Below are 23891 nucleotides of genomic sequence, written 5' to 3'. Positions count from 1 at the left end.
CCTGACGGAGACTGCCCATGTCCACCTCTTCGGTCCGCCTGCCGCCGCTCAATGCGCTGCGCGTCTTCTGGGTGGTGATGCGCAAGGGCAGCTTCCGCGCCGCCTCGGACGAGCTGCTGGTGACACCGCAGGCGGTCAGCCAGCAGATCAAGCTGCTGGAGGACATCCTGGATGTGCCGTTGTTCCATCGCAAGGGCAGGGTGATCGAGCCCACCGAACAGGCCATCGTGCTGTCGCATTTCGTCCAGGCGGGCTTTGACGAATTCACCGAAGGGTTGCGCCGGGTCACCAATGCGACCTATCGCAACCGCATCAACATCAACGTCAGCCCCTATTTCGCCACGCATTTCCTGATGGAGCGGCTGGAGCGTTTCCGCGACCGGCTGCCCGGGGCCGACCTGCGGCTGACGACGATGATCCAACTGCCCGATTTCGCGGCAGACGAGGTCGACGTGTCGATCCAGTGGGGCTTTGGCAAATGGAACGAGCTGGAGCAGACGCTGCTGGTGCGCGATCCCAAGCTGATCTGCTGTTCTCCGGCGCTGGCCGAGCGGATCCGCCGCCCCGAGGACCTGATCAAGCTGACCTTGCTGCATCCCGTTCTGGCGCGCAGGCTGTGGACGCGGGTGCTGCGGCATCTGGGCATTGAAAGCCCGGAAATTGCAGGGGAAATAGAGTTCCAGGATGCCGCGACCATGCGTCGGGGCGCGATTTCGGGCATCGGCGTGGGGCTGATCTCGCGCAGTGATGCGCTGAAGGACCTGCGCGATGGCCGGCTGGTGGCACCGCTGGGCACCGAGATCCTGACCGACATGGATGAAAGCGACATCCCCGGCTTTTACCTGCTGTTGCCGAAGGCGCACCGGCGCGTGAAGACCATTGCGACCTTCTGCGACTGGATCACGTCGGAAGACTGGAACGCCCCCGCCGTGCCGCTCTGAGGCCCCGGTCCGGGCAAAGCCGTCGATCCCGGCAAGCTCGAGGGGCATGGCAAAGCAAAACTTGTCGATGCCCGTTCTTTCTTGGTTTGGCCGGGGGAACCCATGCGGCAGTCTGGGGGCAAGCAAGCTCATCTCCGACAGAAAGAGGTTCTGATGAACACCGCCTTCGTTTCCGGCGCCAGCAGTGGCGTCGGGCAGGCCATTGCGCGCAGTCTGGCGGGCGCAGGTTATCAGGTGATCGCGCTTGGCCGCGATGCCGGGCGACTGGCGGCGCTGGCCGAGACGCCGGGGATCACGCCGCTGGCCTGCGACATCACCGACCGTGCCGGGCTGGCCCGGGCGGTCGGGGGGCGGCAGATCGACGTGCTGGTCAACAATGCCGGCATCATGCCACCGATGGGGCCCTTCCACGAGGCCGACCAGGCAGATCTGGACCAGGCGCTGGCGGTGAACCTTGGGGCGCAGATCGCGCTGACGCGGCTGGTGGTGCCGGGGATGGTGGCACGCGGCCGGGGCCAGATCTTCTTTACCGGTTCGACCGCGGGCCACGCGCCCTTTGCCAATCTGGCGGCCTATTGCGCCACCAAGGCCGGGCTGAGCGGCTTTGCCCAGGCGTTGCGCCTCGACATGGCGCCGCATGGCGTCCGGGTCAGCGAACTGGTCGCCGGCCGGATCGAGACCGACCTCTACCGTGCGATCCTTCCAGAGGATGTGCGCGCGCGGATGTACGAAGGCGGGCAGGCGGTGCAGCCCGCGGATGTGGCGGCCATGGTGTTGGCGGTGCTGGCCCTGCCGGACCATGCCAGCGTGCCGCGCCTTGATATTGTCCCGACCCGTCAGGGTCTTTCTACCGGAGCGAAGACATGAAGGATCTGAACGTCGTGATCGTCGGCGGCGGCGCGGGGCTTGGCGCCCTGCTGGCGGAAATGGCCATCGAGGCCGGGGCTGCGGGCATCGGCATCATCGACCTGAACGCCGAAGGCGCGGCGGCGGTGGCCGGTACCGCGCGCGCCGCCGGGCTGAAGGCGGCCCATGCCGCCTGCGATATCAGCATCGGCGCCGATGCCCATGCCGCCTTCGCGCAGATTGCGGCGGAACTGGGCCGGGTCGACACGCTGATCAACTCGGCCGCGATCTTTCCGCGCAAGCCGATCCTTGAGATCACGGATGCCGATTGGGATGCCTCGAACGGGGTGAACGTGAAGGGCACCTATCACATGATGGTCGCGGCGATCCGCCAGATGCGTGCCCAGGGGGCGGGGGATCCGGTGCGCGGGCGCATCGTCAACATCACCTCGGTCGATGCCTTCAAGGCGCATCCGCAGAATGCCCATTATGCCGCCACCAAGGCCGCCGTGGTCAGCCTGACGCGCTCGATGGCGCATGAGGTCGCCCCCGATGGCATTCTGGTCAATTCCGTCGCCCCCGCGGGCATGGCCACCGAGAAGGCGCGCGCGCTTGGCTTCCTGCCGGAGCTTGCGCGCGCCAGCCCGCTGGGCCGGGGCGGCACCCCGCGCGAGATGGCCGAATGGGTGCTGATGGCCGGCGGGCCGAAAAACACCTATATGACCGGTGAAAACATCATTGTTTCAGGCGGTTATATCTACGCCTGAGCTGAATTTCCGTCCCCCTGAACGGAAGGTACCGGCGCCCGGGTCTCCCGGGCGTCCCGACAACTGCGTCCAATAAACAAGACCAACGGGAGATCCGACATGAAGAAGATCCTGACCGCAGGCCTGCTGAGCGCGGGCCTGGGACTGAGCCTTGCTGCCCCGGCCCTGGCCGAGACCAGCCCGACGCTGGAGACCGTCAAGGCGCGCGGCACGCTGAACTGCCCCGGTCACACCGGCTCGTACCTGGGCTTTGCCGAGGTCGATGACAAGGGCAACTGGAAGGGCCTCGACATTGACCTGTGCAAGGCGATGACGGCCGCCATCTTCGGCACTGCCGAGGGCCACATGAAGATCGTGCCGCTCAGCTGGGCACAGCGCTGGCCGGCGCTGCAGTCGGGCGATGTCGATATCATCATCAAGGCCTCGGGCGGAACCTTCTCGCGCGATACCGAGCTGGGCCTGCAGTTCTCGAATTCCTACTATCTGGGCACCACCAAGGTGATGGCCCACAAAGAGCTGGGCCTGACCAGCCTGAAGGATGCCGATGGCGGTACGATCTGCATTCCGGCGGGCTCCAGCCAGGAAAAGCAGGTGGCCTCCTATGCGCAAAAGCTGGGGATCCATCTGCAGACCGTCGCCATCGAAAAGACCGAAGAGCTGGAGGATGCCTATTTTTCGGGGCGGTGCGATCTTTATGCGCAATGGGGCCCGGTGCTGGCCATCGCACGGTCGCAATCCGCCGACCCCGAGGCCCATGTGCTGCTGCCCGACGTGCTGGCGGTGGAACCCGAGGTGATGATCGTGCGCCAGGGCGACGACCGCTGGCTTGATATTGCGAACTGGACGCTGTCGGTGCTGCTGTTCGCCGAGCAGGAGGGCGTCACCGCACAGAATGTCGACCAGATGCGGGCCGATCCGCCGACGGTCGAGGTGGGCAAGATGCTGGGCGCGACGCCGGGCTTTGGGGCGCCGCTGGGGCTGTCGGATGACTGGGCCTACAATGTCATCAAGACGGTCGGCAACTACGCCGAGATCTTCGATCGCGACCTGGGCCAGGGCAGCCCCTACAAGATGCAGCGCGAGCTGACGGCGCTGTGGAACCAGGGCGGTGTGCTTTATCCGCTGCTGATCGACTGAGGCTGCGGGCTTTTCCGGGCCCGTCCCGGAAAGGCCCCTTTTCGGAGGGAGGCGCTCCATGATCCCGACCCTTTTGCCCCGATCCATCCTGCGCAGCCAGAAGCTGCGGCGGGCCGGGTTGCAGATGGCCTATGTGGCGGCGCTGCTGGCGCTGGTGCTGATCGGCGTGCTTGAGGCACGCGATAACCTGGCCCGGCAGGGCATCGACATGTCCTGGGCCTTTCTGCACAAGGCCACCGGCTGGGAAATGACCGTGGCGATGCTGCCCACCAACCGGTCCGATCCCTATGCCTGGTACCTGCTGATGGGGCTTTTGAACACGCTGGTGCTGGGCCTGGCGGGCCTGGTCTGCGCGACGCTGGTGGGCGGGGTCGTCGGTCTGGCGCGGATCTCGGGGAATCCGATGGCGCGGCTGATCGGCACCCTTTACGTCGAGACCTTCCGCAACATTCCCCTGGTGGTGCAGATCTTCTTCTGGGCGACGCTGGCCAATGGCCTGCCGGGGCCGCGCCAGGCGCTGCCGCTGGGGCCGGTGCTGATCAGCAACCGGGGGGTCTACCTGCCGGGGCTGGCGCTGGCGGGCTGGGCGATGGCGCTGATCTGCCTGCTTCTGGCTGCCCTGCTGGTGGCCTGGATCGTCAGCCTGTGCAGCGCCCGGTTCCGCCGTCTGCCGGCCCGCCGCCGCAGCAGCCTTCGCCTGTCGGTCCTGCTGGCGGGGCTGCTGCTGGCGGGTCTGGTGGCGGTGCTGGGTCATGCGCCGGGCAGCCCTTGGGTGACATGGCCCGCCCTCAGCGGCCTCAATATCCGGGGCGGCCTGCGCCTGCAGCCCGAGGTCTACACCCTGACCTTCGCCATTGCCGTCTATGGCGGCGCCTATATCGCCGAGATCGTCCGCGGTGGCTTCAAATCCGTTGGCCGTGGCCAGACCGAGGCCGCCCGGGCCCTGGGATTGCGCGCCGGGCAGGTCTTTGCCCGGGTCCAGTTGCCGCTGGCGCTGCGGGCGATGCTGCCGATCCTGGCGAACCAGTATGTCTGGCTGATGAAGGCCACGACGCTGGGCATCGTGGTGGGCTATTCGGACATCTTCATGGTGGTGACGACCTCGATCACGCAATCCGGCCAGACGCTGCAATTCATCATGATCCTGATGGGCAGCTTCCTTCTGATCAACCTGACCTTCGCCCGGCTGTTCAACCGTCTCAACCGGGCGGTGGCGCTGAAGGGCACCCAATTGCGGAGTTGACCGATGCGCGTGACTGCCGATATTCCCCGCCCCATGGCCCGGGTGCCCTGGCGCCGGCTGCGGCGCGCCTTCTTCGGCTCGCCGGGATCGGCGCTGGTGACGGTGCTGTCGCTGCTGCTGCTGCTGCGCGGCGGCTGGGTGGTGCTGGACTGGGGGCTGCTGCATGCCACCTTCGATCCCGCCGCGCGCCAGCCGGACTGCCGCGCCCATGGCGGCGCCTGCTGGTCGGTGATCGCCAACCGCTGGCGGCTGATCCTCTTCGGGCTTTATCCCTATGCCGAGCAATGGCGCTCGGGACTGGCCTGCGGGGCGGTGACGCTGACCATGCTGGCCAGCTGCCTGCCCCGCGCCTGGACCGCCCGCCGCCTGGCGGGCCTGTGGATCACCGGCTATGCGGTCTTCTTCACGCTGATGAAGGGCGGCATCCTGGGGCTGGTGCCGGTCGAGGAACAGCAATGGGGCGGGCTGGCGCTGACGCTGTTCATCTTCACCTCGATCGCGCTGCTGGGGATGCCGCTGGCGATCTGCCTGGCGCTGCTGCGCAATGCCCGCCTGCCGTGGATCGCCCGCACCACCGGGCTGGTCATCGATGCGGTGCGCTCCTTGCCGCTGGTGTCGATCCTGTTCACCTTCGCCATCGTGCTGCCGTTCATGCTGCCGGATCTGCTGATCGGCGAAAAGCTGTACCGGGTGATCGCCGGGGCGACGCTGTTCTTTGCCGTCTACCAGGCCGAGATCATCCGCGGCGGCATGCAGGGCGTGGCCACTGGCCAGGACGAAGCCGCCCGCGCCCTGGGCCTGTCCTATCGCCACCGCGTCACCCGTATCCTGCTGCCGCAGGCCTTTCGCCATGCGCTGCCCGCCACCATCAACCAGTTCGTCATCACCTTCATGGAGACCTCTCTGGTGGTGGTGATCGGCTTTTTCGACCTGATGGCATCGGGGAATGCGGCCTATGGCACCGCAGACTGGAGCTTTGCCTTCGTCGAGGTCTACGTCTTCGTCGCCGCCATCTATTTCGTCTACGTCTTCGGACTGTCCCGCTACGGCGCCTATCTGGAACGCCGCCTGTCGACCGGCGCGCGCTAGGAGTATCCCATGACCGATCCCCGATCCCCCGCGGTGGAAATCCGCGACATGCAGAAATTCTACGGCAGCTACCATGCGCTGCGCTCGGTCAACCTGAAGGTGGCGCGGGGCGAAAAGGTGGTGGTCTGCGGCCCGTCGGGGTCCGGCAAGTCGACGATGATCCGCTGCATCAACCGGCTGGAAGAACACGACGGTGGCAGCATCCGGGTGCTGGGCACCGAACTGGGCGACGACCTGGACCGCATCGACGAGATCCGCCGGGAGGTCGGCATGGTGTTCCAGCATTTCAACCTGTTCCCGCACATGAGCGTGCTGGACAACTGCACCCTGGCGCCGATGCTGGCGCGCGGCATTCCCCGCGCCGAGGCTGAGGCCACCGCCATGCGCTATCTGGAAAAGGTGCGCATTCCCGACCAGGCGGCCAAGTTTCCGGGCCAGTTGTCGGGCGGCCAGCAGCAGCGCGTCGCCATCGCCCGGGCGCTGTGCATGAAGCCCGAGGTGCTGCTTTTCGACGAACCGACCTCGGCGCTCGACCCCGAGATGATCGCCGAGGTGCTGGACGTGATGACCTCTCTGGCGGCCGAGGGGATGACGATGATCTGCGTCACCCACGAGATGGGCTTTGCCCGCCAGGTGGCGGATCGGGTGATCTTCATGGACCGCGGCGAGATCGTCGAGGAGGCCCCGCCCGAGACCTTCTTCACCGCGCCGCAAAACGAGCGCACCCGGACCTTTCTGGCCCAGGTGCTGGGGCATTGAGGGCAACGGGGCGGGGCGCCGGACCCCGCCGGTGCGTCAGGCCTTGACCTGTTTCATCAGCCAGTCGCGCGCGGCCTGGATGTAGAAGAACTTGCGCGCCGAGGCCATGTGATCGACGCGGTCGAAGGTCAGGAAGGTGATGTTGCCGCCCTGATCCAGATAGCCGTCGACCTGGCTGGTCAGGTCCTTTTGGTCATCGACGGGGAAGATCAGCCCGGGGTCCAGCAGCCTGTCGGGCCGCGTCACCTTGCCGCCGCCCTGTTCCCAGACGGGCACGCATTTCTCGTTCCAGGGGGTGGCCTTGCCGTCGTCCGAGCCGGTGATGATCAGCAGGTTCTGCTGCGCCAGCGTCTTGACGTCCTCGGGGCGTTGCTGGCCGGCGATGATCAGCCCGCCGGCGAAGGTTTCGGGGTGCTCGGCCATCAGCCAGAGCGAGGTCATCGCCCCCATCGACCAGCCGGTGCAATAGACCCGCTTGGGGTCGATTTTCAGCACCTTGTCACGGCGGTCGTCCAGGTTCGGGTTGCCGTAATTCCAGGTGTTCTTCAGCAGGGTTTCCACCAGCCGGTAGGTGTTTTCCACGTCGGCGGTGTGTTCCCAGTAATCGTTCATCGTCGTGCGTTCGTAGCGCGGGGTGATGACGACGGCCTCCTGGCGGGCCTGCTGTTCTTCGGTGCCCCAGATGCTGGCGATCACGGTTTCCGTCAGGGTTTCCTCGCAGGTGCCGTCATAGCTGGTGCCGGAATGGGTGACGGCGAGGATCAGCGGATAGGATTTCTCCTCGCCGCCGGGTTCAAGGAAGGATTTCGGCAGGTAGATGCTGTATTCCAGCCAGGCCGAGCGGCTGTCGTCCCACCACCAGTGGTTCTGCTCCCAGCCATCCAGGCCACGGATGCTGACGCTGTTGCCGCGGTCTCCGGCGTTGCTCCATTCCTTGTCGGCGGCGGCGTAGGTGGCGCCCTTGGTGGTGCGCACGTCCTTCAGCTGGGTCAGGGTGACCTTCTCGCTGTCGGTGGTGGGGATCGACAGGTCCTCGTCATGGGCGAATTCGGCGATGACGAAGCGGCCGGGGACGCTGGTGCGCTCGGCCAGCCGCGCGGCCTGGGCGTTGGTATAGACCGCAACGGCCGCCCGCGGCTGTGCGGTGGCAGTGGTGTCGTCCTTGCTGGGCCCGTCGGGCATCCCGGGGAAATACCCCTTGGCCGCGGGCACCACGCCCGTCGCATAGGTATCAACCGAGAGGCTCTCGGGGTCGATCTCGGTGTCGTATTCGACCGCGACGGCATAGACCTTCTCGCCGCCGCCGGTGATTTCGCAAACTGCGGTGATGCCCTGCAGGCCGGGGTTCATCGGTGCCTTCGGGCCGCCCGGCATGGCGCTGGCCGCCGCCATGAAGCCGGTGGCGTTCTGCGCCCGCGCCGCCTGCAGGCCCAGCCCGCTGACCGAGGCCAGGGCGATCCCGGCCGACATGAAATTGCGTCTGGAGAAATGGGTCATGCGCTGCTCCTTGCGTCCTGCCCCCCGGGGCCGTCGGAATTCATTGGTACAATGTGGTACCGTTTATGAGTTCTGATCCGGCACGCAGGCTGTGTCAAGCTTGGGACGGGGGGCAGGCCCGGCAGGTTCCCGCCGGGTGCGGGGCGTGCTCAGGCGTAGGCGCCAGCCGAATAGGTCAGTTCGTAGCTGTGAGAGTAGAGCTCGAAGACGATGCCGAAGGGGTCCTCGACATAGACCATGCGATAGGGTTTCTGGCCGGGGAAGTATTCGCGCACGGGCATCCGCTGGCGGCCACCGGCGGCGATGATGCGTGCCAGCAGGCCTTCCAGGTCGGGGTCCTGGATGGCGAAATGGAACAGGCCCACCTGGCGATGGGGCAGGTTGTCCTCGGGCTGGTAATTCTGCGGGAATTCAAACAGTTCAAAGCCGATCCGGTCGGCTGTCGACAGATGCGCGATGCGGAAGCTGCCCCAGCCGGGGCCGAAGACGTCGTTGCACATCACGCCGATGTCGCTGTCATCTTCCGAGATCCGGGTCGGTTCCATGATGACGTAAAAGCCCATAACGTCGCGGTAAAAGGCAACGGCGGCGTCAAGGTCGGGCACCGAAAGCCCGATGTGCGAGAAGGTGCGGGGGGGTGTCTGGGTCATGTCGGCCTCATGTGGTTCGAGGCTGATATGGCGCGGGGCCCAGAGGCGCTCAAATTATCATTTGTCCTGAAAATGATAAAGCTATGTCATGTCTTTCTGGACAGAGCGGCTTCGATATCGGCGCGAACTTTCAGGATGCGGGCGGCCAGCACCCGGTTGCGGCGACAGATCAGCCACAGGTCGTGGCGCACGGGATGCGGCAGCAGGGCGATGGTCAGCCGCTCGCGCCCGGCAAAGGCATCGACCCCGCTTTGCGGCAGGATCGTGTAGCCCAGGCCCCGCACCACGGGGTCGGGGATCTGGCCGATCTGGTTGATGAAACTGCGCTGCACCAGCCGGTCGGCGCCGGCATAGTCCTGCGGATAGTTCGCCCCCAGCAGCTCGTCCGCATGGGCAAAGCCGTCGGGATGGGCGATGAAGCCGAGCGCGTCCAGATCCGCCAGCCGCGCGGGGGCCTGCATCCCCGCAGGCAGCAGCAGGCACAACGCATCCTGGCCGATCCGGGTGCCCTCCAGCCGGGGATGGCCTGGCGCGTGATCGACGATGCCCAGGTCATAGGCGCCCGACAGAACGCCCTCGATCACCCGGGGCTGGGGCGCGGCCTCCAGCGACAGGTTCAGGGCCGGGGCATCCGCCATCAGCGTCATGAACCGGGGGTAAAGCAGCAGCGCCATCGAGCCCGAACAGCCCACCGCGACCCGGCCGCGGTCGGGATCGTCGTGCTGCAGGCTGGCCTTCAGCGCCTGTTCCTCGGCCTGGCGGCGGCGGCCGATGGCCAGCAGGGTCTCGCCCGCGGGGGTCAGGGTAAAGCTTTTGCCGTCGCGGGCCAGCAGGGTCTGGCCCAGCTGCGCCTCGAGCTTTTTCAGATGCTGGCTGACCCCGGGCTGGGTCATGTTCAGCCGGGCGGCAGCGCGGGTGAAATGGCCGGTGTCGCACAGCGCAACGAAGGTCTGCAGCCAGAGGGCGTTCAGCATCACATTCTCAACCGTTATGGTTTTTTGTCACGATGATAAAAAATGTAACCGGCCGCGTCCAGTGCTGCGGCCCTGATAACGAAACTTATGTTAATAAATTGGAAACCCATACCTGCAGGGCATTCCCTTATGGATTCTGATACCCTTTGGGTATGAAAGGATACCGGCGCGGGCATTGCCTGGCCGCGCCCGTCCGCGCATCTTCCCCCCAAGCCGCACTGATCGGGAGGAGACGTCATGCGCAACATCACCCTGGAAAACATCACCGAAGCCGTCATCGCCTCGCTCGGGCCGGATATTCCCGCCCGCAACCGCGAGATCCTGGAATGCGCCCTGGCGCATGTCCATGCCTTCATGAAAGAGGCCAACGTCACTTATGACGAATGGATGGCCACCACCGAATGGCTGCGCCGCGCCGGCGACATCTCGGATGATGCGCGCAACGAATTCATCCTGATCTCGGACATTCTGGGCGTCGAGGTTCTGGCCGACATGCTGGACAAGAAGCCCACCCATAACGAGACGATCTCGACCGTGCTGGGGCCGTTCTACCGGGAAAACCCGCCGGTTCTGCCGATGGGCGCCTCGATCATCCAGAAGGATTTCGACGGCCAGCAGACCGTCCGCGTCACCGGTCAGGTGCGCGACACCGACGGCCATCCGGTGCCGGGCGTCACCATCGACGTCTGGGAGGACGCGCCGAACGGCCTTTACGAACAGCAGGATCCCGACCAGCCCGACTATAATCTGCGCGGCCGCTTCGAAACCGGCCCCGACGGGCGCTACGATTTCGTCGGCATCCGCCCCGTGCCCTATCCGATCCCCTATGACGGCGCGGCGGGCGAGCTGCTGAAATACATGGGCCACCACCCGATGCGGCCGGGCCATATCCACTTCATGGTGATGAAGGACGGCTACAAGACGCTGATCAGCCAGATCTACGACAGCGAAACCGACTACCTCGACAATGACTCGGTCTTTGCCGTCAAGGAGGACCTGATCGGAGAGCTGAAGCCCGCCCCCGAAGGTGCCGATACTGATTTCGTTATGACCTTCGATTTCGTCATCCGCAACAACGCGCTGCTGGCGCAGGCCGCGGAATAAGGCCCCCCCGGGCGGCCCCCGCAAGGGCCGCCCCCGCCGGAGAACGCCCCATGTCCCTTGTCCAACCCCTTGCCACGGGCGCCACGCCCGATCTGATGCGCGACACGGCGATCCGCCGGATCCGTGCCCGCATCCTGCAGGCGCCCACCACCCGCCGTCACCGCCTGTCGAACACCTCCGTCAGCCATCAGGGCTATGTCTTCGTCGAGGTCACGCTGGAAAACGGCGTCACCGGCTATGGCGAGGGCTCGACCCTGGGCGGCCCCCGCTGGGCCGAGGAAAGCGTCGAGGCGATGAAGGCCAATATCGACGCCTATCTTGCGCCCGCGCTGCTGGGCCATCCCGCCTGCTGCCCCGAGGCCGCGACGCTGAAGATGGATGGTGCCGCCAAACGGAACTATACCGCCAAGTCCGCCATCGACATGGCGCTGCTGGATGCGATGGGCAAGACGCTGGGGGTGCCCGCGCATGTGCTGCTGGGCGGCGCCGTGCGCACGCGGTTCGACGCGATCTGGGCGCTGGCCTCGGGCGATGCCGCGCAAGAGGTCGACGAGGCGCAGAAGATGATCGACCGCAGCTGGTTCAACCGCTTCAAGATCAAGCTGGGCTTTGCCGATCCGGCGACCGATCTGGCGCGTCTGGCGGCCCTGCAAAAGGCGCTGCCCACGGGCACGATGCTGGTGGCCGATGTCAACCAGGCCTGGTCCGAGGCCGAGTGCATCCGCTATCTGCCCGTGCTGGCGGATCTGGGCGTCAGCCTGATCGAACAGCCCATCGCCGCCGGCCAGACCGAGGCCAGCGCCCGCATTGCCGCCCGCGCCGCGATCCCGGTGATGATGGATGAAAGCGTCTCGACCCTGGCCGAGGCCGCGCGCGAAAGCACCGCCGCCACCGGCTCGGTCCTGTCGCTGAAACTGTGCAAGCACGGCTCGGCCCACAATCTGAAACGGGTGGCCGGGATTGCTGCGGCGCGCGGCGTGCAGATGTACGGCGGCTGCCTGCTGGAAAGCTCTCTCGGGGCGGCGGGGCATCTGCATGTCTTTGCCACCCTGCCGAAACTGGAATGGGGGACCGAGCATTTCGGCCCCAAGATCCTGGTCGACGATCTGGTGCAGGACCCCCTGCGTTACCACGATTTCCAGGTCCACCTGCCGCAGGGCCCGGGCCTGGGGGTGACGCCCGATTTCGACCGGATCGCCGCCTGTGAAAGAAAGGACTGACATGCCCGACAGCGATCTGCTGCCCCGCTTTGCCGCGATGGGCCGGGGGCTGGCCACCCGGCCGCATCTGGCACGCCTGGGCGCGCTCTTCTCGGAAACCGTGCTGATCGAGGTGGACGGAGAGGAACTGTATCTGACCTTCCACCGCGGCGCGCTGGAAACGATCACCCCCGGCCCCTCGCGCAAGATCCCCTGGCGGTTCGCGCTGCGGGTGGATCGCGCGGCGCTGGAGAAATTCTGGGAGCAGATCCCCGAACCCGGTTTCCACGACATCTTCGGCTTTGTCAAAACCGGTCGCGGGCGCATTGAGGGGGACATCCTGACGCTGGTCAAGAACCTGCGTTTCTTCAAGGAATTCATGGCTCTGGGGAGGGCCGCATGAGCATCGAACCGATCATCGGCCGCTATCTGACGCTGGATATCGAAGGCCGCGCCCACCGCATCTACTTCGAGGAAGCAGGCCAGGGCCAGCCCGTCATCTGCTTTCACACCGCCGGCGCCGACACCCGGCAGTGGCGCCATATCCTGAATGATGCCGAGATCACGAAGGACCACCGGATCATCGCCATCGACATGCCCTGGCACGGCAAATCCCTGCCCCCCGAGGGCTGGCAGACCGAGGAATACCTGCTGACCACCGCCTTCTACATCGAAGTGGTGCTGAAGATGGTCGCGGCGCTCGGGCTGGAAAATCCGGTCTATGCGGGCTGTTCCATGGGGGGGCGGATCGCGCTGCAACTGGCGCTGCACCACCCCGCGCCCTTCAAGGGCTTCATCGCCATCGAGGCCAGCGATTTCCAGCCCGCCTGGTACGACATCGACTGGTTCCATCGCCCCGATGCCCATGGCGGAGAGATGGGCGCGGCGCTGGTTTCGGCCAATATCGCCCCCTGCGCGCCCGAGGCCGAGCGCTGGAACACCCAGTGGATGTTCATGCAATCGGGGCCGGGGGTGTTCCGCGGCGACCTCAGCTTCTACACCCGCGACGACAGTCTGGTGGGGCGGCTGGGGGGCATCGACACGGCACGGACCCCGGTGCACATCATGGTCGGCGAATACGACATGACCTGCACCCCCGAGGACGCGCAGCGCACCGCCGCCGCCATCCCCGGCGCCACCCTTGCCGTCATGCCCGGGATCGGCCATTTTCCCATGAGCGAGGACCCCGCCCGCTTCCGCCCGCATTTCCTGGACGCGCTGGCGAAGGTGGCCTGACGGTCCCCGCAAGGGGGGAGCCACCTTGGAACTGAGACGCCTGAGCTATTTTGTCGCCGTGGCCGAGGAACTGCACTTCGGCCGCGCCGCCGCACGTCTGGGCATGGCGCAGCCGCCATTGTCGCGCCAGATCGCGGCGCTCGAGGCCGATCTGGGGGCGCAGCTGTTCGACCGCTCGCGCAGCCAGGTCCGGCTGACCCCCGCCGGAGAGGTCCTACTGGAACGCGCCCGCGACCTGCTGGAACGCCTCGACAGCACCTGGAGAGAGGTCCGGCTGATCGGTCAGGGCGGCGCCGGGCGGCTGCGCATCGCCTTCGTGGGCTCGGCCACCCACGGGCCGATGCCGGTGCTGATCAAATCCTACCGGGCGCATTATCCCAATGTCGACCTGTCGCTGCAGGCGATGAACAATGCCGAGCTGGAAAGCGCGCTGATCCGTCAGGACATCGACCTGGCGATCGCCCGGCCCCGGCTGGAGGGCGAGGATTTCCGCGCGGCCCTGCTGATCGAGGAACCGCTGGTGCTGGCGCTGCCCGACACCGCCGCGCTGGCCCATCAGAAGGCGCCGATCCGGCTGGCCGATCTGGCGGCCGAGACCTTCATCCTTTATCCGCGCCGCCCCCGTCCCAGCTTTGCCGATCATGTGCTGAAAACCTGCGAGGGCGCGGGCTTCACCCCCCGCGACCAGGTCTTTGCGCAGGATTACCAGACCGCGATCAGCCTGGTGTCGGTGGGCGTGGGCCTGTCATTGGTGCCACAAAGCGTCGCCCATGTGCAGCGCCCGGGGGTGTTCTTTCGCCCCTACGAGGGGTTTAACCCCGGCACCTCGCTGACGATCCAGGCGCGGCGCGACAACCGGCGGCCGCAGGTGATGAACTTTTTCGACATCGTGCGCCGCTTTACCCGCGGCGCACAGACGGATCCCGCGGCCTACAGCCTGTAGCACAGCCGCGCCGCATCCAGCACCGCCGCATGGATGTCGCGCGCCGCCACCGCATCGCCGATGCGGTAAAGCACATAATCGCCGCTGCCCGGCGTGGGACGGATCTGCGGCGCGGCCTCGACCAGCGCATCCAGATCCACGGCCCCCTTGTTCAGCGAGGCAGGCACCAGATCGTCATACAGCTCCTCCATCGGCAGGGTGCCGCGTTCCAGCACCATACGGTCGCAGGGGATCTCCTGCTCGGTGCCGGTCAGGTCATTGGCCAGCCGCACGCGCAGCCCGTTGCCGTCGCGCGCGACCGAGACCAGCCGCAGGTCGGGCCGGATCTGGGCGCCCGCCGCATAAAGCGCGCGCAGGGCGAAGGGGCGTTCCAGATAGCTGACCTCGGCGCCGAATTGCGGATCGGGGGTGGTCAGGATGAACTGGCCGCCCGCCTCTTGCGCCCGGCGCGCCAGGGTCTGGGCCCCGAAGGCGCCGGTATTGGTGCCGGTGCCGTCGTAGAACAGGGTCGTTCCAGTGACCTCGCAGGGGGTTTCCAGAACCTCCCACAGGGGGGTGGCCAGATGGGCGCCGGGGATTTCCTCCATCGGATCGGGCAGGCCGCCGGTCGCCAGGATCACCACGTCGGGGGCGGTGGCGGCGATCTCGGGCGCTTCGGCATAGCAGTCGTAGCGGATCTGCACGCCCAGGCGGTCCAGTTCCGACAGCCGCCAGTCGAGGATCCCGCCCAGATCGCGCCGGGTGTCCAGCGTCTGTGCCAGCAGCACCTGACCCCCGGCCCTGGGTGCGGCCTCCAGCACGGTGACGGCATGGCCGCGCTCGCCGCAGATCCGCGCGGCCTCAAGCCCCGCGATGCCCGCGCCGACGATGGTGACGCGCAGGGGGATTTCCGCCGGGGCGATCTCCTGCGGCAGGGTGTCTTCGCGGCCCGTCGAGGCATTGTGCAGGCAGGCGCGCTTCCACGAGCAATAGGTGGCGCCGACGCAGGGGCGGATCTGCGCCTCTTGCCCGGCCTGCATCTTCTGCACCAGCTTCGGATCGGCGATATGGGCGCGGGTCATGCCCACCATGTCGATCAGCCCCTCGCGGATGGCGTGGCGGGCGGTCGGCAGATCCATGATGCGGGCGGCGTGGAAGACCGGCAGATCGACATGCTTGCGAAAGGCCGCCACGGCATCCAGCTGCGGCGCCAGGCCCACGGCCATGCCGGGCATGTATTCGGCGCGTCCCAGTTCGGTGTCGATGCGCCCATGGGTCAGGTTCAGGAAGTCGATCATGCCAGAGCGCGCATGGATCTGCCCCATCGCCAGGTATTCATCGGCCGACATGCCGCCCTGATGCCCCTCGCCCACGGCCATGCGCAGACCAACGGCGAAATCATCCCCCACCCGGGCGCGGATCGCCTCCAGCACCATCAGGCTGAAGCGGGCGCGGTTTTCCAGCGATCCGCCGAAGTCATCGGTGCGCAGGTTGACCTCGGGCGACCAGAACTGGCCCAGCAGGTGGCCGTGCACATGCAGCTCGATCCCGTCCAGGCCCGCCTCGCGGCAGCGCCAGGCGGCGGCGGCGAAATCGGCGATCACCCGGTCGATGTCGGCGCGCTCCATCGCGCGGGTGAAACCGCGGTGCGCCGGTTCGCGGTAGCGCGAGGGCGCGATGGTCGGCAGCCAGCGGTCGGCGCGCCAGTGGCTGCGCCCGCCCAGATGGGTCAGCTGGCACATCAGCGCCGTGTCATGGGCATGGATGCGCTCGGCAAAGCGGCGGAAATGCGGCAGCACCGCATCATCGCCCACCCACAGCTGCCCGAAGACCGAGCCGCTGTCCTTTGACACGTTGGAGGAGCCGCCGAACATCGTCAGCGCCAGCCCGCCCCTGGCCTTTTCCTCGTGATAGCGCTGGTAGCGCTCCTGCGGGAAGCCATCGACGCCATAGGAAATGGCGTGGCTTGTGCTCATGATGCGGTTCTTGAGCGTCAGCTTGCCCAGCCGGAGGGGGTGCAGCAGCGGGTCGCGGGGGATCGGGGCGTTCATGGTCTTCTCAGAAGGTTGCAGTTGCGGTGGGCGCGGTCATGCGTGTCAGCCATCCCGCGTCCATCTGCGGCACCGAGGCCAGCAGACGGCGGGTATAGTCATGTTGCGGGTCCGCCAGCACGGCGGGGGTGGGGCCCTGTTCGACGATCCGGCCATGGTGCATGACGACGACATGATCGGCAATGGCGCGCACGGTGTCGATGTCATGGGTGATGAACAGGAAGGTCTTGCCAAGGGATTTCTGCAGCGACAGCAGCAGTTCCAGGATCTGCTTCTGCACCAGCTGGTCAAGGGCGGATGTGACCTCGTCGCAGATCAGCAGGTCGGGATCTGCGGCCAGGGCGCGGGCGATGGCCACCCGCTGGCGCTGGCCGCCCGACAGGGCGCCGGGGCGGACATGGGCGCGGGCGGGCGGCAGGCCGACCATCTCCAGCAGCTCGGCCACGCGGGCCTGTAGGGCCGGGCCGCGCAGCCCCTGATGCAGCGCCAGCGGGCGGCCCACCAGTGTCGCAAGGCTTTGGCGGGGGTTCAGCGCGGTGTCGGCGGACTGGTAGATCAGCTGGATGCGGCGCAGCAGGTCGCGTCCGCGCGCCTTGCGCTCGGGCGGCAGCGGCTGGCCGGCAAAGCGCACCTGCCCGGCCGCCTGCGGCAGCACCCCCGCCAGCACCCGCGCCAGCGTCGATTTGCCCGATCCGCTTTCCCCCACCAGCGCCACGATGGACCCCTTGGGCACCGACAGGGTGATGTCATGCAGCACCTGAAGCTTGCCATAGGCGGCGGAAAGGTTTGCGATCTCGACCAGCGGCGGCTGCTCCGCGACCGGGGTCTTGGCCAGATGGCGCACCGACCAGAGGGATTTCGTATAGGGCTGCTGCGGCGCCTCCAGCATCTGCCGCGTGGGGGCCTGTTCCACCAGCGCGCCTGATTTCAGCACCATCACCCGATGCGCCATCTGCGATACCACCGCCAGATCGTGGCTGATGTAGAGGGCCGCAGTGCCGAATTCCTCGACGATGGACCGGATGGTCGCCAGGACCTCCAGCTGGGTGGTGACGTCAAGCGCGGTGGTGGGTTCGTCGAAGATGATCAGATCGGGTCGGCAGGTCATCGCCATCGCGGTCATCGCCCGCTGCAGCTGCCCGCCCGAGACCTGATGCGGGAAGCGCGCGCCGATATGGCCGGGATCCGGCAGCTGCATCCGGGTGAACAGGTCGACCGCCGCGGCCTCGCCGGTCTTGCGGTCGAAGCGGTGACGCAAGAGGCCGGTCTCGATCGTCTGGGGCAGCAGGCGGTGGGCGGGGTTGAAGGCGGCGGCGGCACTTTGCGCGACATAGGCGATGCGGGTGCCGTGCAGGGCGCGCAGGGCGGCGGGGCGCAGCGTCGTCAGCTCCTGCCCGTCAAAGCGCACGGATCCGGCGGTGATCGCGCAGCCGGGGCGGCAATGGCCCATGGCCGCCAGCCCCAGCGTCGATTTCCCGGCGCCGGATTCGCCGATGATGCCCAGCACCTCGCCGCGCCTCAGATCCAGGTCGATGCCCTTCAGAAGCACGTTCGACCCGCCCGCAAGGGTCAGGCCGCGGATCTGCAGCAGGGGCTCAGTCATGGCGGTCCTCCGTCCCGTCCAGGATCCAGTCGACGGTGAAATTGACGCTGAGCGTCAGCACCGCGATGGCCGCGGCCGGGATCAGCGGCGTCACGTCGCCATAGGTGATGAAGGACGCGGTGTCGCGCACCATCGAGCCCCAGTCCGCCGCCGGTGGCTGGATGCCCAGCCCCAGGAACGACAGCGCCGAGATCGTCAGGAAGACGAAGCAGAAGCGCAGCCCGAATTCCGCCAGCATCATCGGCAGGATGTTGGGCAGAAGTTCTCGCAGCACGATCCAGGCCAGGCCCTCGCCGCGCAGCTGGGCGGCCTCGATGAACTCCATCACCGCCACGCCCTGCGCCGAGGATCGCGCCAGCCGGTAGATCTGGGTGGCGTTCAGCACCGCGATGATGCCGATGATCGCCGGGATCGAGGATCCGAAGACCGCCAGCATGATCAGCGCGCAGATCAGCTGGGGCACCGACATCAGCGCATCCGCCAGCGTCGACAGCGACACATCGAGCCAGCGGGGCGCGATGGACGACAGGATGCCCAGCAGCCCCCCCGCCACGAAGGCCAGCACCGTGGTGATCAGCGCGATCCCCATGGAATTGCGCGCGCCATAGATCATCCGGCTGAAGACATCGCGCCCCAGCTGGTCTGTGCCCAGCGGAAAGCCCCCGCCCCAGGGCGCAAAGGGCGTGTCCGAGACGACCTCGGCCTCGCCATGGGGGGCGATGAGCGGGGCAAAGAGCGCCACCAGCACATAGGCCAGGATCACCAGCACGCCGATCTTGCCGGTCAGGGGGGCGGCGCGGAACAGGCGGCGCCCCTCCAGCGTGCGGCGGCGGGTCTGCGCCCACCAGCCGGTGTCGGGCAATGCGGGGGTGGTCAGGGTCGGGTCTGTCATGCGGGCCTAGCGGCTGTGCGACAGGCGCGGGTTCGACAGGATGCCGATCACGTCCGCCGCGAGGTTCAGAAGGATGTAGGTGGCGGCAAAGATCAGCGCGCAGCCCTGCACCACGGGAATGTCGCGGGTGCGCACCGCGTCGATCATCGCCTGGCCGATGCCGGGATAGACAAAGACGACCTCGACCACGACGACGCCGACGACCAGATAGGCCAGGTTGAAGGCCACCACGGTGGCGATCGGCGCCAGCGCGTTGGGCAGCGCATGGATCAGCATCAGCCGCAGCATCGAGACGCCCTTCAGCCGGGCCATCTCGACGTAGGGTCTGGAAAGCACGTTGATCAGCGCCGCCCGGGTCATCCGCATCATGTGGGCGATGATGCCGAAGGACAGCGTGATGATCGGCAGCGCCAGCCGCGCCAGCACCTGAAGCGAGGTCATGTCGTCACTGATCCGCGCTGTCGAATAGAAGATCGGCAGCTTCACCGCGAACAGCAGCATCAGCACATAGGCGGTGAAGAACTCCGGGAAGGAGATCGAGCTGAGGCTGATCAGGTTCAGCCCCCTGTCGATCCAGGAATTGCGGAACATCGCCGCCAGCAGCCCGCCGATCAGCGCCAGCGGCACCGCAAAGAGCGCCGTCAGCCCCGCCAGCCGCAGCGTGTTCAGCAGCTTCGGCCCGATGATCGAGGTGACGCTGCGCGGCTGTCCCGCGCCCGAGGACAGCGACAGCCCCAGATCGCCATGCACCGCGCTGTCGATCCACTTGACGTAGCGCACCGGCGCCGGCGCGTCGAGGCCCAGCTTGACCCGCAGCGCCGCCACCGTTTCCGGCGTGGCCGAGCGGCCTAGCGCGGCCTTGGCGTAATCCCCCGGCAGCGCTGCCACCGCCGAGAAGATCAGGACCGACACGATCAGCAGCGTCACCGCCCCCGACACCAGCCGGGAGGTCAGCGCGCGCATCAGGGGCGTTGCCATGGCGGTCTCCTCAGGCGGTCCACCAGCGTTCCGCCATGCGGAAGTTGTCGCATTGCAGCATGTTGCCGATCGGCCCGTGGGCGATCCGTTTCGAGATCGCGTCGATGAAATAGGCATAGGCCAGCACGATGGCGCCGCCGTCGTCATGCAGCAGCTGCTGCATCTCGGCATAGATGGTCTGGCGCTTGGCGGGATCGGCCTCGGCGCGGCCCTCGATCAGCAGCTGGTCGAAGCGGTCGTTCTTCCAGTGGGTGTCGTTCCAGGGGCCGGTGCTGGCATAGACGGTGGTGAACAGCGCATCCGCCGTGGGCTTGCCCAGCCAGTCGACGCCGACGAAATCCTTCACCATCCACACATTGTCCCAATAGCCGTCGTCGGGCTCGCGCACGACATTGACCTCGATCCCCGCGGCGGCGGCGCTGTCCTTGAACAGAAGCGCCGCGTCGATGGCATTGGGAAAGGCGGTCTCGGCCACCGAAAGGTCGACCTTCAGCGTCTCAAGGCCCGATTTTTTCAGGTATTCCTTGGCCTTGTCGGGGTCGTAGGCATGGATGGGCTGGGGGTTGATGGCGAAGGGGATCTGCGGGGCCAGCGGATCGTCATTGGCGGCCTTGGCATTGCCCAGGAAGGCTTTCTTGACGATGGTGTCGCGGTCGATGGCGTATTTCAGCGCCAGGCGCACGTTCGGATCGTCAAACGGCGCGGCTTCGGTGTTCATCGAGAAGGTGAAATGGCGCAGCCCTGCGACCTTGGAGATCTCCAGGTCCGTCTTGCGCGCCAGCATCGGCAGGGTCTTCATGTCGGCATCGACCATATAGTCGATCTCGCCCGTCATCAGGGCATTGGTGCGGGCGGTCACGTCGATGATGTTGATGAACTCGACCGTATCGAAATAGGGCTGGCCGGGCTTGTGATAGGCCGCGTTGCGGCTGTAGCTGACGCTTTCCCCCGGCGCGTTCTTGTCCAGCTTGTAAGGCCCCGTCGCCACGCCCGAGGCCCAGTCGATGCTGCCGTCGTCCTGCGCGGGGAAGATCGACAGATGGACATCGGCCACCAGCCAGGGAAAATCGGCATTGCCGCCCTGCAGGGTGAAGACGACGGTGCGGTCATCCTCGGCCACGACATCGGTGATGGTGTCGACGGTGGCCTTCGCGGCCGAGGTGCTGTCGGGCCCCATGTGATGCCTGAAGGAGGCCACCACGTCGCTGGCCTTGACGGCGCGGCCGTCATGGAAGGTCAGCCCGTCGCGCAGGCGGAAGGTCCAGGTCGCCAGATCGTCGGAATGGGCAAAGCTTTCCGCCAGATCCGGCGCCGCGGATCCATCGACCGCCAGTTCCGTCAGCGTATTGCACAGCGTGCCGCCATAGGCGACCTGCGTGAACGAGCTTTGCCAGGTCGCGGGATCGAGGGAATCCGTCTGCGCCCCGTCGTTGATGGCAAAGCGCGCGCGGCCGCCCTGCTTGGCCTCGGCGCGGGCGCGGCTGGCGGGCAGGGTCAGCATCCCGGCGGCCAGCGCCATGGCGCCGAAGCCGCCCAGGATCTGTCGTCGGGTCGTGGCGGGGGAAAGGGTCGGTCGGGTCATCGGTTCATCCTGTTGGGGCACGACATGCGTGTCTGGTCCGGGACGGTGGATCCGTCCTCGGGGGCCGGACGGGTCCGGCAAAGCCTTGGTCTGGCTGATTTTCAGGCGCCGTCCGGCGGTTGGGCCGGGGGAGTCCTTTCTCGTTTGACAGGGGTAACTATCGGAACGCATATTTAATCGGTCAATAAGAATCTGATCGATCAAGCAGATTCATGTGACTGATTTACGAAACGATGCCAGATAGTTGTGCGACGAATGACGGTTAAGTCCAAAGAAAAAAAGCAGATTACTGTGCGCAGCGAAATTCGCAGGCAGCAGCTGCTGGAGGCTGGCCTGAAGGCCATCGCCAAGCATGGGCTGACCGGAATCACCATCAACGACATCGCCGCCGAGGCGAACGTCAGCTACGGCGTCATCGCCTTTCATTTCCAGAACAAGGACCGGATGCTGCTGGCGGTGCTCGACCATCTGGTCGAGCAGTACGAGGCCATCTGTACCCAGGCCATGGCGGCCGCGGGCGAGGATCCGGCCCAGCGTCTGCGGATGCTGATCGCGGTCGATTTCGACGCGCGGGTGGCCAAGACGCGGCATCTGGCGGTCTGGATGGCCTTCTGGGCGGAAACCGGTCGCGTGCCCGCCTATCGCCGCCGCTGCAGCGAGCTGAAAGAGGGCGCGCGCCGCATGATGACCGATCTGGTGCATCAGCTGGCCCTGCGCCGCGCCACGCCCTGCGATGCGCAGATGGTGGCGGACCAGCTTTATGCCATCACCGACGGCATCTGGCTGTCGAACCATGTTTCGGGGCGCAACGGCCCCGCCGCGCGCCGCGCCGGAGAGGCCACCTGCCTGGCCTTCCTCGCGGCCGTGTTCCCGCAGGATTTCGCCCCCCTGCCGCAGGATCTCTGATCCCCGAAGGGGCGCCAAAGAACCCCGCCCGGGCATGGCCCTGCGGCGGGACAACAGGAAGGAACGACCATGAAGGATGCAACCCTGACCGCCGCCCAGGCGATCGCCGACTGGAACGGCCCCGCGCAGCTTGAGGCCGCGCGCGCCCACCTGATCAGCCCGGCCGAGGAAATGGCCAAGCTGGGCGGCAAGCCCGAACGCACGCTGCTGACCCGGGGCGAAGGGGCCTGGCTGTTCGATTCCGAAGGCCGCAAGCTGCTGGATGGCCCGGCCGGCATGTGGTGCACCCAGGTGGGCTATGCCCGCCCCGAGATCGCCGAAGCCATCGCCGCCCAGGCCATGACGATCAGCTATTCCTCGCCCTGGTATTTCCTGAACGGGCCCTCTGCGGCACTGGCCGAACGCATCGCCGCCGTCACGCCCGGGGATCTGAACCATGTGTTCTTCACCACCGGGGGGTCCTCGGCGGTGGATTCCGCGCTGCGCTTCATGCAGTTCTTCAACAACGTGCTGGGGCGGCCGCAGAAAAAGACCATCCTGGCGCGGATCGACGGCTATCACGGTTCGACCCACCTGACCGCCGCGGCCTCGGGGCGTGCGGGCAACCGGCCGAATTTCGACCTTGAGATGGAGACGATTTCCTTCCTGTCGGCGCCCAACATGTTCACCCGGCCCGACGGCATGGACGAGGCCGCCTTCTGCGATCACCTGCTGGCCGAGCTTGAAGAGCGCATCGAAACCCTTGGCGCCGATCGCATCGGCTGCTTCATCGCGGAACCGGTGCTGGCCTCGGGCGGGATCCTGGTGCCGCCGGCGGGCTATCACCAGCGCACGCTCGAGGTCTGCCGCAAGCACGACATCCTCTATATCTCGGACGAGGTGGTGACGGGCTTTGGCCGTCTGGGCCACTGGTTCGCCTCCGAGGAGGTCTTTGGCATCACCCCCGACATCATCACCTTCGCCAAGGGCGTGACTTCGGGCTACGTGCCGCTGGGGGGCTTCGCGATCTCGGATGCGGTGCTGGAGCGCATCGCCGGTGAAAAGTCGAAATCCAGCTATTATTCCAACGGATACACCTACAGCGGCCATCCGGTCGCCTGTGCCGCGGGCCTGGCCAACATGGACATCATCGAAGGCGATGGCCTGCTGGATCATGTCCGCGAGGTCGCGCCCTATTTCCAGGCGCAGCTGGCGACGCTGAGGGGCCTTGATCTGGTGGGGGATGTGCGCGGCAAGGGCCTGCTGGGCTGCGTCGAGATCGTCACCGACCCCGCGGCCGGGATCTCGACCGATCTGGATGCCAAGATCACCGCGCGGATCGACCGTCTGTGCTATGAAAAGGGCCTGATCGTGCGGCCGATCCGGTCGATGTGCGTGATGTCTCCGGCGCTGATCATCACCCGCGAACAGGTCGACCTGATGGTGAAGATCCTGCGCGAGGCCATCACCGAGGTCGCCGCCGCCGTGCGCGCCGAAGGCCTGATCTGACGAAAGCGGTCTGACGAAAAAGGGGGC

General features: G+C 66.6%; 22 protein-coding genes. 14 read left to right on the top strand and 8 right to left on the bottom strand.

The window, feature by feature from the left end:
* Positions 1–17: 17 nt before the first annotated feature.
* From AC2ITM_RS20785 to AC2ITM_RS20755, 7 genes are all read left to right on the top strand, one after another.
* Positions 18–941: a LysR substrate-binding domain-containing protein gene (locus AC2ITM_RS20785; protein WP_486470117.1), complete on the top strand. Its 924-nt coding sequence runs from the start codon at positions 18–20 to the stop codon at positions 939–941.
* Between the two features lie 153 nt (positions 942–1094).
* On the top strand, positions 1095–1808 hold the full coding sequence (locus tag AC2ITM_RS20780) for an SDR family oxidoreductase (RefSeq protein ID WP_486470116.1): 714 nt from the start codon (positions 1095–1097) through the stop codon (positions 1806–1808).
* Positions 1805–2554 carry an SDR family NAD(P)-dependent oxidoreductase gene (locus AC2ITM_RS20775; RefSeq protein ID WP_486470115.1) on the top strand — a complete coding sequence of 250 codons (750 nt, stop codon included), beginning with the start codon at positions 1805–1807 and terminating at the stop codon, positions 2552–2554. Before AC2ITM_RS20780 ends, AC2ITM_RS20775 begins: the two co-directional genes overlap by 4 nt.
* Before the next feature lie 99 nt (positions 2555–2653).
* Positions 2654–3691, top strand: a complete 1038-nt coding sequence (locus AC2ITM_RS20770; RefSeq protein WP_486470114.1) for an amino acid ABC transporter substrate-binding protein — start codon at positions 2654–2656, stop codon at positions 3689–3691.
* Between the two features lie 58 nt (positions 3692–3749).
* Positions 3750–4934, top strand: a complete 1185-nt coding sequence (locus tag AC2ITM_RS20765; RefSeq protein ID WP_486470113.1) for an ABC transporter permease subunit — start codon at positions 3750–3752, stop codon at positions 4932–4934.
* 3 nt (positions 4935–4937) lie between these two features.
* Positions 4938–6023 carry an amino acid ABC transporter permease gene (locus AC2ITM_RS20760; RefSeq protein WP_486470112.1) on the top strand — a complete coding sequence of 362 codons (1086 nt, stop codon included), beginning with the start codon at positions 4938–4940 and terminating at the stop codon, positions 6021–6023.
* A 9-nt stretch (positions 6024–6032) separates the two neighbouring features.
* Entirely contained in the window at positions 6033–6782 is a 750-nt protein-coding gene (locus AC2ITM_RS20755; protein WP_486470111.1) for an amino acid ABC transporter ATP-binding protein, read from the top strand.
* A 36-nt stretch (positions 6783–6818) separates the two neighbouring features.
* Here AC2ITM_RS20755 and AC2ITM_RS20750 read toward each other — a convergent pair whose 3' ends face one another.
* The 3 genes from AC2ITM_RS20750 to AC2ITM_RS20740 all read right to left on the bottom strand — a co-directional run bounded on the left by AC2ITM_RS20750 (position 6819) and on the right by AC2ITM_RS20740 (position 9903).
* Complete coding sequence (locus AC2ITM_RS20750) at positions 6819–8279, bottom strand: alpha/beta hydrolase-fold protein (protein ID WP_486470110.1); 1461 nt, start codon at positions 8277–8279, stop codon at positions 6819–6821.
* 149 nt (positions 8280–8428) lie between these two features.
* Positions 8429–8929: a lactoylglutathione lyase family protein gene (locus AC2ITM_RS20745; protein WP_486470109.1), complete on the bottom strand. Its 501-nt coding sequence runs from the start codon at positions 8927–8929 to the stop codon at positions 8429–8431.
* 86 nt (positions 8930–9015) lie between these two features.
* Positions 9016–9903: a LysR family transcriptional regulator gene (locus tag AC2ITM_RS20740; protein WP_486470108.1), complete on the bottom strand. Its 888-nt coding sequence runs from the start codon at positions 9901–9903 to the stop codon at positions 9016–9018.
* A 237-nt stretch (positions 9904–10140) separates the two neighbouring features.
* Between AC2ITM_RS20740 and AC2ITM_RS20735 the strand changes: the two genes are divergently transcribed.
* Genes AC2ITM_RS20735 through AC2ITM_RS20715 form a run of 5 tightly spaced genes read left to right on the top strand, consistent with a single transcriptional unit; the run spans position 10141 to position 14385 of the window.
* The gene (locus AC2ITM_RS20735; RefSeq protein ID WP_486470107.1) at positions 10141–11007 is read left to right on the top strand and encodes a dioxygenase family protein; all 867 of its coding nucleotides are present in this window, start codon (positions 10141–10143) and stop codon (positions 11005–11007) included.
* Between the two features lie 50 nt (positions 11008–11057).
* Positions 11058–12227 carry a muconate/chloromuconate family cycloisomerase gene (locus tag AC2ITM_RS20730; protein ID WP_486470106.1) on the top strand — a complete coding sequence of 390 codons (1170 nt, stop codon included), beginning with the start codon at positions 11058–11060 and terminating at the stop codon, positions 12225–12227.
* A gap of 1 nt (position 12228) precedes the next feature.
* Entirely contained in the window at positions 12229–12609 is a 381-nt protein-coding gene (locus AC2ITM_RS20725; RefSeq protein ID WP_486470105.1) for a hypothetical protein, read from the top strand.
* Positions 12606–13442, top strand: coding sequence for an alpha/beta fold hydrolase (locus AC2ITM_RS20720; RefSeq protein ID WP_486470104.1), 837 nt, complete (start codon positions 12606–12608; stop codon positions 13440–13442). The genes AC2ITM_RS20725 and AC2ITM_RS20720 overlap by 4 nt, the downstream gene beginning before the upstream one ends.
* A 25-nt stretch (positions 13443–13467) precedes the next feature.
* Positions 13468–14385 carry a LysR substrate-binding domain-containing protein gene (locus AC2ITM_RS20715; RefSeq protein ID WP_486470103.1) on the top strand — a complete coding sequence of 306 codons (918 nt, stop codon included), beginning with the start codon at positions 13468–13470 and terminating at the stop codon, positions 14383–14385.
* On the opposite strand, the gene AC2ITM_RS20710 is transcribed toward AC2ITM_RS20715, so the two are convergent.
* Genes AC2ITM_RS20710 through AC2ITM_RS20690 form a run of 5 tightly spaced genes read right to left on the bottom strand, consistent with a single transcriptional unit; the run spans position 14373 to position 21470 of the window.
* Entirely contained in the window at positions 14373–16415 is a 2043-nt protein-coding gene (locus tag AC2ITM_RS20710; protein ID WP_486470102.1) for an oxidoreductase, read from the bottom strand. The two genes, AC2ITM_RS20715 and AC2ITM_RS20710, sit on opposite strands and share 13 nt — an antisense overlap.
* Before the next feature lie 7 nt (positions 16416–16422).
* Entirely contained in the window at positions 16423–18018 is a 1596-nt protein-coding gene (locus tag AC2ITM_RS20705) for an ABC transporter ATP-binding protein (RefSeq protein ID WP_486470101.1), read from the bottom strand.
* The gene (locus AC2ITM_RS20700; RefSeq protein ID WP_486470100.1) at positions 18011–18910 is read right to left on the bottom strand and encodes an ABC transporter permease; all 900 of its coding nucleotides are present in this window, start codon (positions 18908–18910) and stop codon (positions 18011–18013) included. The genes AC2ITM_RS20705 and AC2ITM_RS20700 overlap by 8 nt, the downstream gene beginning before the upstream one ends.
* Before the next feature lie 6 nt (positions 18911–18916).
* A complete protein-coding gene (locus AC2ITM_RS20695) occupies positions 18917–19888 on the bottom strand; it encodes an ABC transporter permease (RefSeq protein WP_486470099.1) in 972 nt (323 codons plus the stop codon).
* Positions 19889–19898: 10 nt separating this feature from the next.
* Entirely contained in the window at positions 19899–21470 is a 1572-nt protein-coding gene (locus AC2ITM_RS20690; RefSeq protein ID WP_486470098.1) for an ABC transporter substrate-binding protein, read from the bottom strand.
* A 291-nt stretch (positions 21471–21761) separates the two neighbouring features.
* Between AC2ITM_RS20690 and betI the strand changes: the two genes are divergently transcribed.
* Together betI and AC2ITM_RS20680 are read left to right on the top strand one after the other, a co-directional pair.
* Positions 21762–22376 carry a transcriptional regulator BetI gene (gene betI / locus AC2ITM_RS20685; protein WP_486470097.1) on the top strand — a complete coding sequence of 205 codons (615 nt, stop codon included), beginning with the start codon at positions 21762–21764 and terminating at the stop codon, positions 22374–22376.
* Positions 22377–22445: 69 nt separating this feature from the next.
* A complete protein-coding gene (locus AC2ITM_RS20680; protein ID WP_486470096.1) occupies positions 22446–23864 on the top strand; it encodes an aminotransferase in 1419 nt (472 codons plus the stop codon).
* Positions 23865–23891 lie beyond the last annotated feature (27 nt).

Source organism: Pseudooceanicola sp. NS-SX9, assembly GCF_057380705.1.
This window is presented reverse-complemented; position numbering and strand designations above follow the sequence as displayed.

Excerpts from the sequence above, each read along its gene's own strand:
- AC2ITM_RS20730 (WP_486470106.1), top strand. The coding sequence starts at position 11,058 with ATGTCCCTTGTCCAACCCCTTGCCACGGGCGCCACGCCCGATCTGATG.
- AC2ITM_RS20710 (WP_486470102.1), bottom strand. The coding sequence starts at position 16,415 with ATGAACGCCCCGATCCCCCGCGACCCGCTGCTGCACCCCCTCCGGCTG.
- AC2ITM_RS20775 (WP_486470115.1), top strand. The coding sequence starts at position 1,805 with ATGAAGGATCTGAACGTCGTGATCGTCGGCGGCGGCGCGGGGCTTGGC.
- AC2ITM_RS20695 (WP_486470099.1), bottom strand. The coding sequence starts at position 19,888 with ATGGCAACGCCCCTGATGCGCGCGCTGACCTCCCGGCTGGTGTCGGGG.
- AC2ITM_RS20755 (WP_486470111.1), top strand. The coding sequence starts at position 6,033 with ATGACCGATCCCCGATCCCCCGCGGTGGAAATCCGCGACATGCAGAAA.
- AC2ITM_RS20750 (WP_486470110.1), bottom strand. The coding sequence starts at position 8,279 with ATGACCCATTTCTCCAGACGCAATTTCATGTCGGCCGGGATCGCCCTG.
- AC2ITM_RS20770 (WP_486470114.1), top strand. The coding sequence starts at position 2,654 with ATGAAGAAGATCCTGACCGCAGGCCTGCTGAGCGCGGGCCTGGGACTG.
- AC2ITM_RS20700 (WP_486470100.1), bottom strand. The coding sequence starts at position 18,910 with ATGACAGACCCGACCCTGACCACCCCCGCATTGCCCGACACCGGCTGG.
- AC2ITM_RS20760 (WP_486470112.1), top strand. The coding sequence starts at position 4,938 with ATGCGCGTGACTGCCGATATTCCCCGCCCCATGGCCCGGGTGCCCTGG.
- AC2ITM_RS20725 (WP_486470105.1), top strand. The coding sequence starts at position 12,229 with ATGCCCGACAGCGATCTGCTGCCCCGCTTTGCCGCGATGGGCCGGGGG.
- AC2ITM_RS20745 (WP_486470109.1), bottom strand. The coding sequence starts at position 8,929 with ATGACCCAGACACCCCCCCGCACCTTCTCGCACATCGGGCTTTCGGTG.
- AC2ITM_RS20780 (WP_486470116.1), top strand. The coding sequence starts at position 1,095 with ATGAACACCGCCTTCGTTTCCGGCGCCAGCAGTGGCGTCGGGCAGGCC.
- AC2ITM_RS20785 (WP_486470117.1), top strand. The coding sequence starts at position 18 with ATGTCCACCTCTTCGGTCCGCCTGCCGCCGCTCAATGCGCTGCGCGTC.
- AC2ITM_RS20705 (WP_486470101.1), bottom strand. The coding sequence starts at position 18,018 with ATGACTGAGCCCCTGCTGCAGATCCGCGGCCTGACCCTTGCGGGCGGG.
- AC2ITM_RS20720 (WP_486470104.1), top strand. The coding sequence starts at position 12,606 with ATGAGCATCGAACCGATCATCGGCCGCTATCTGACGCTGGATATCGAA.
- AC2ITM_RS20690 (WP_486470098.1), bottom strand. The coding sequence starts at position 21,470 with ATGACCCGACCGACCCTTTCCCCCGCCACGACCCGACGACAGATCCTG.
- AC2ITM_RS20680 (WP_486470096.1), top strand. The coding sequence starts at position 22,446 with ATGAAGGATGCAACCCTGACCGCCGCCCAGGCGATCGCCGACTGGAAC.
- AC2ITM_RS20765 (WP_486470113.1), top strand. The coding sequence starts at position 3,750 with ATGATCCCGACCCTTTTGCCCCGATCCATCCTGCGCAGCCAGAAGCTG.
- AC2ITM_RS20740 (WP_486470108.1), bottom strand. The coding sequence starts at position 9,903 with ATGCTGAACGCCCTCTGGCTGCAGACCTTCGTTGCGCTGTGCGACACC.
- AC2ITM_RS20735 (WP_486470107.1), top strand. The coding sequence starts at position 10,141 with ATGCGCAACATCACCCTGGAAAACATCACCGAAGCCGTCATCGCCTCG.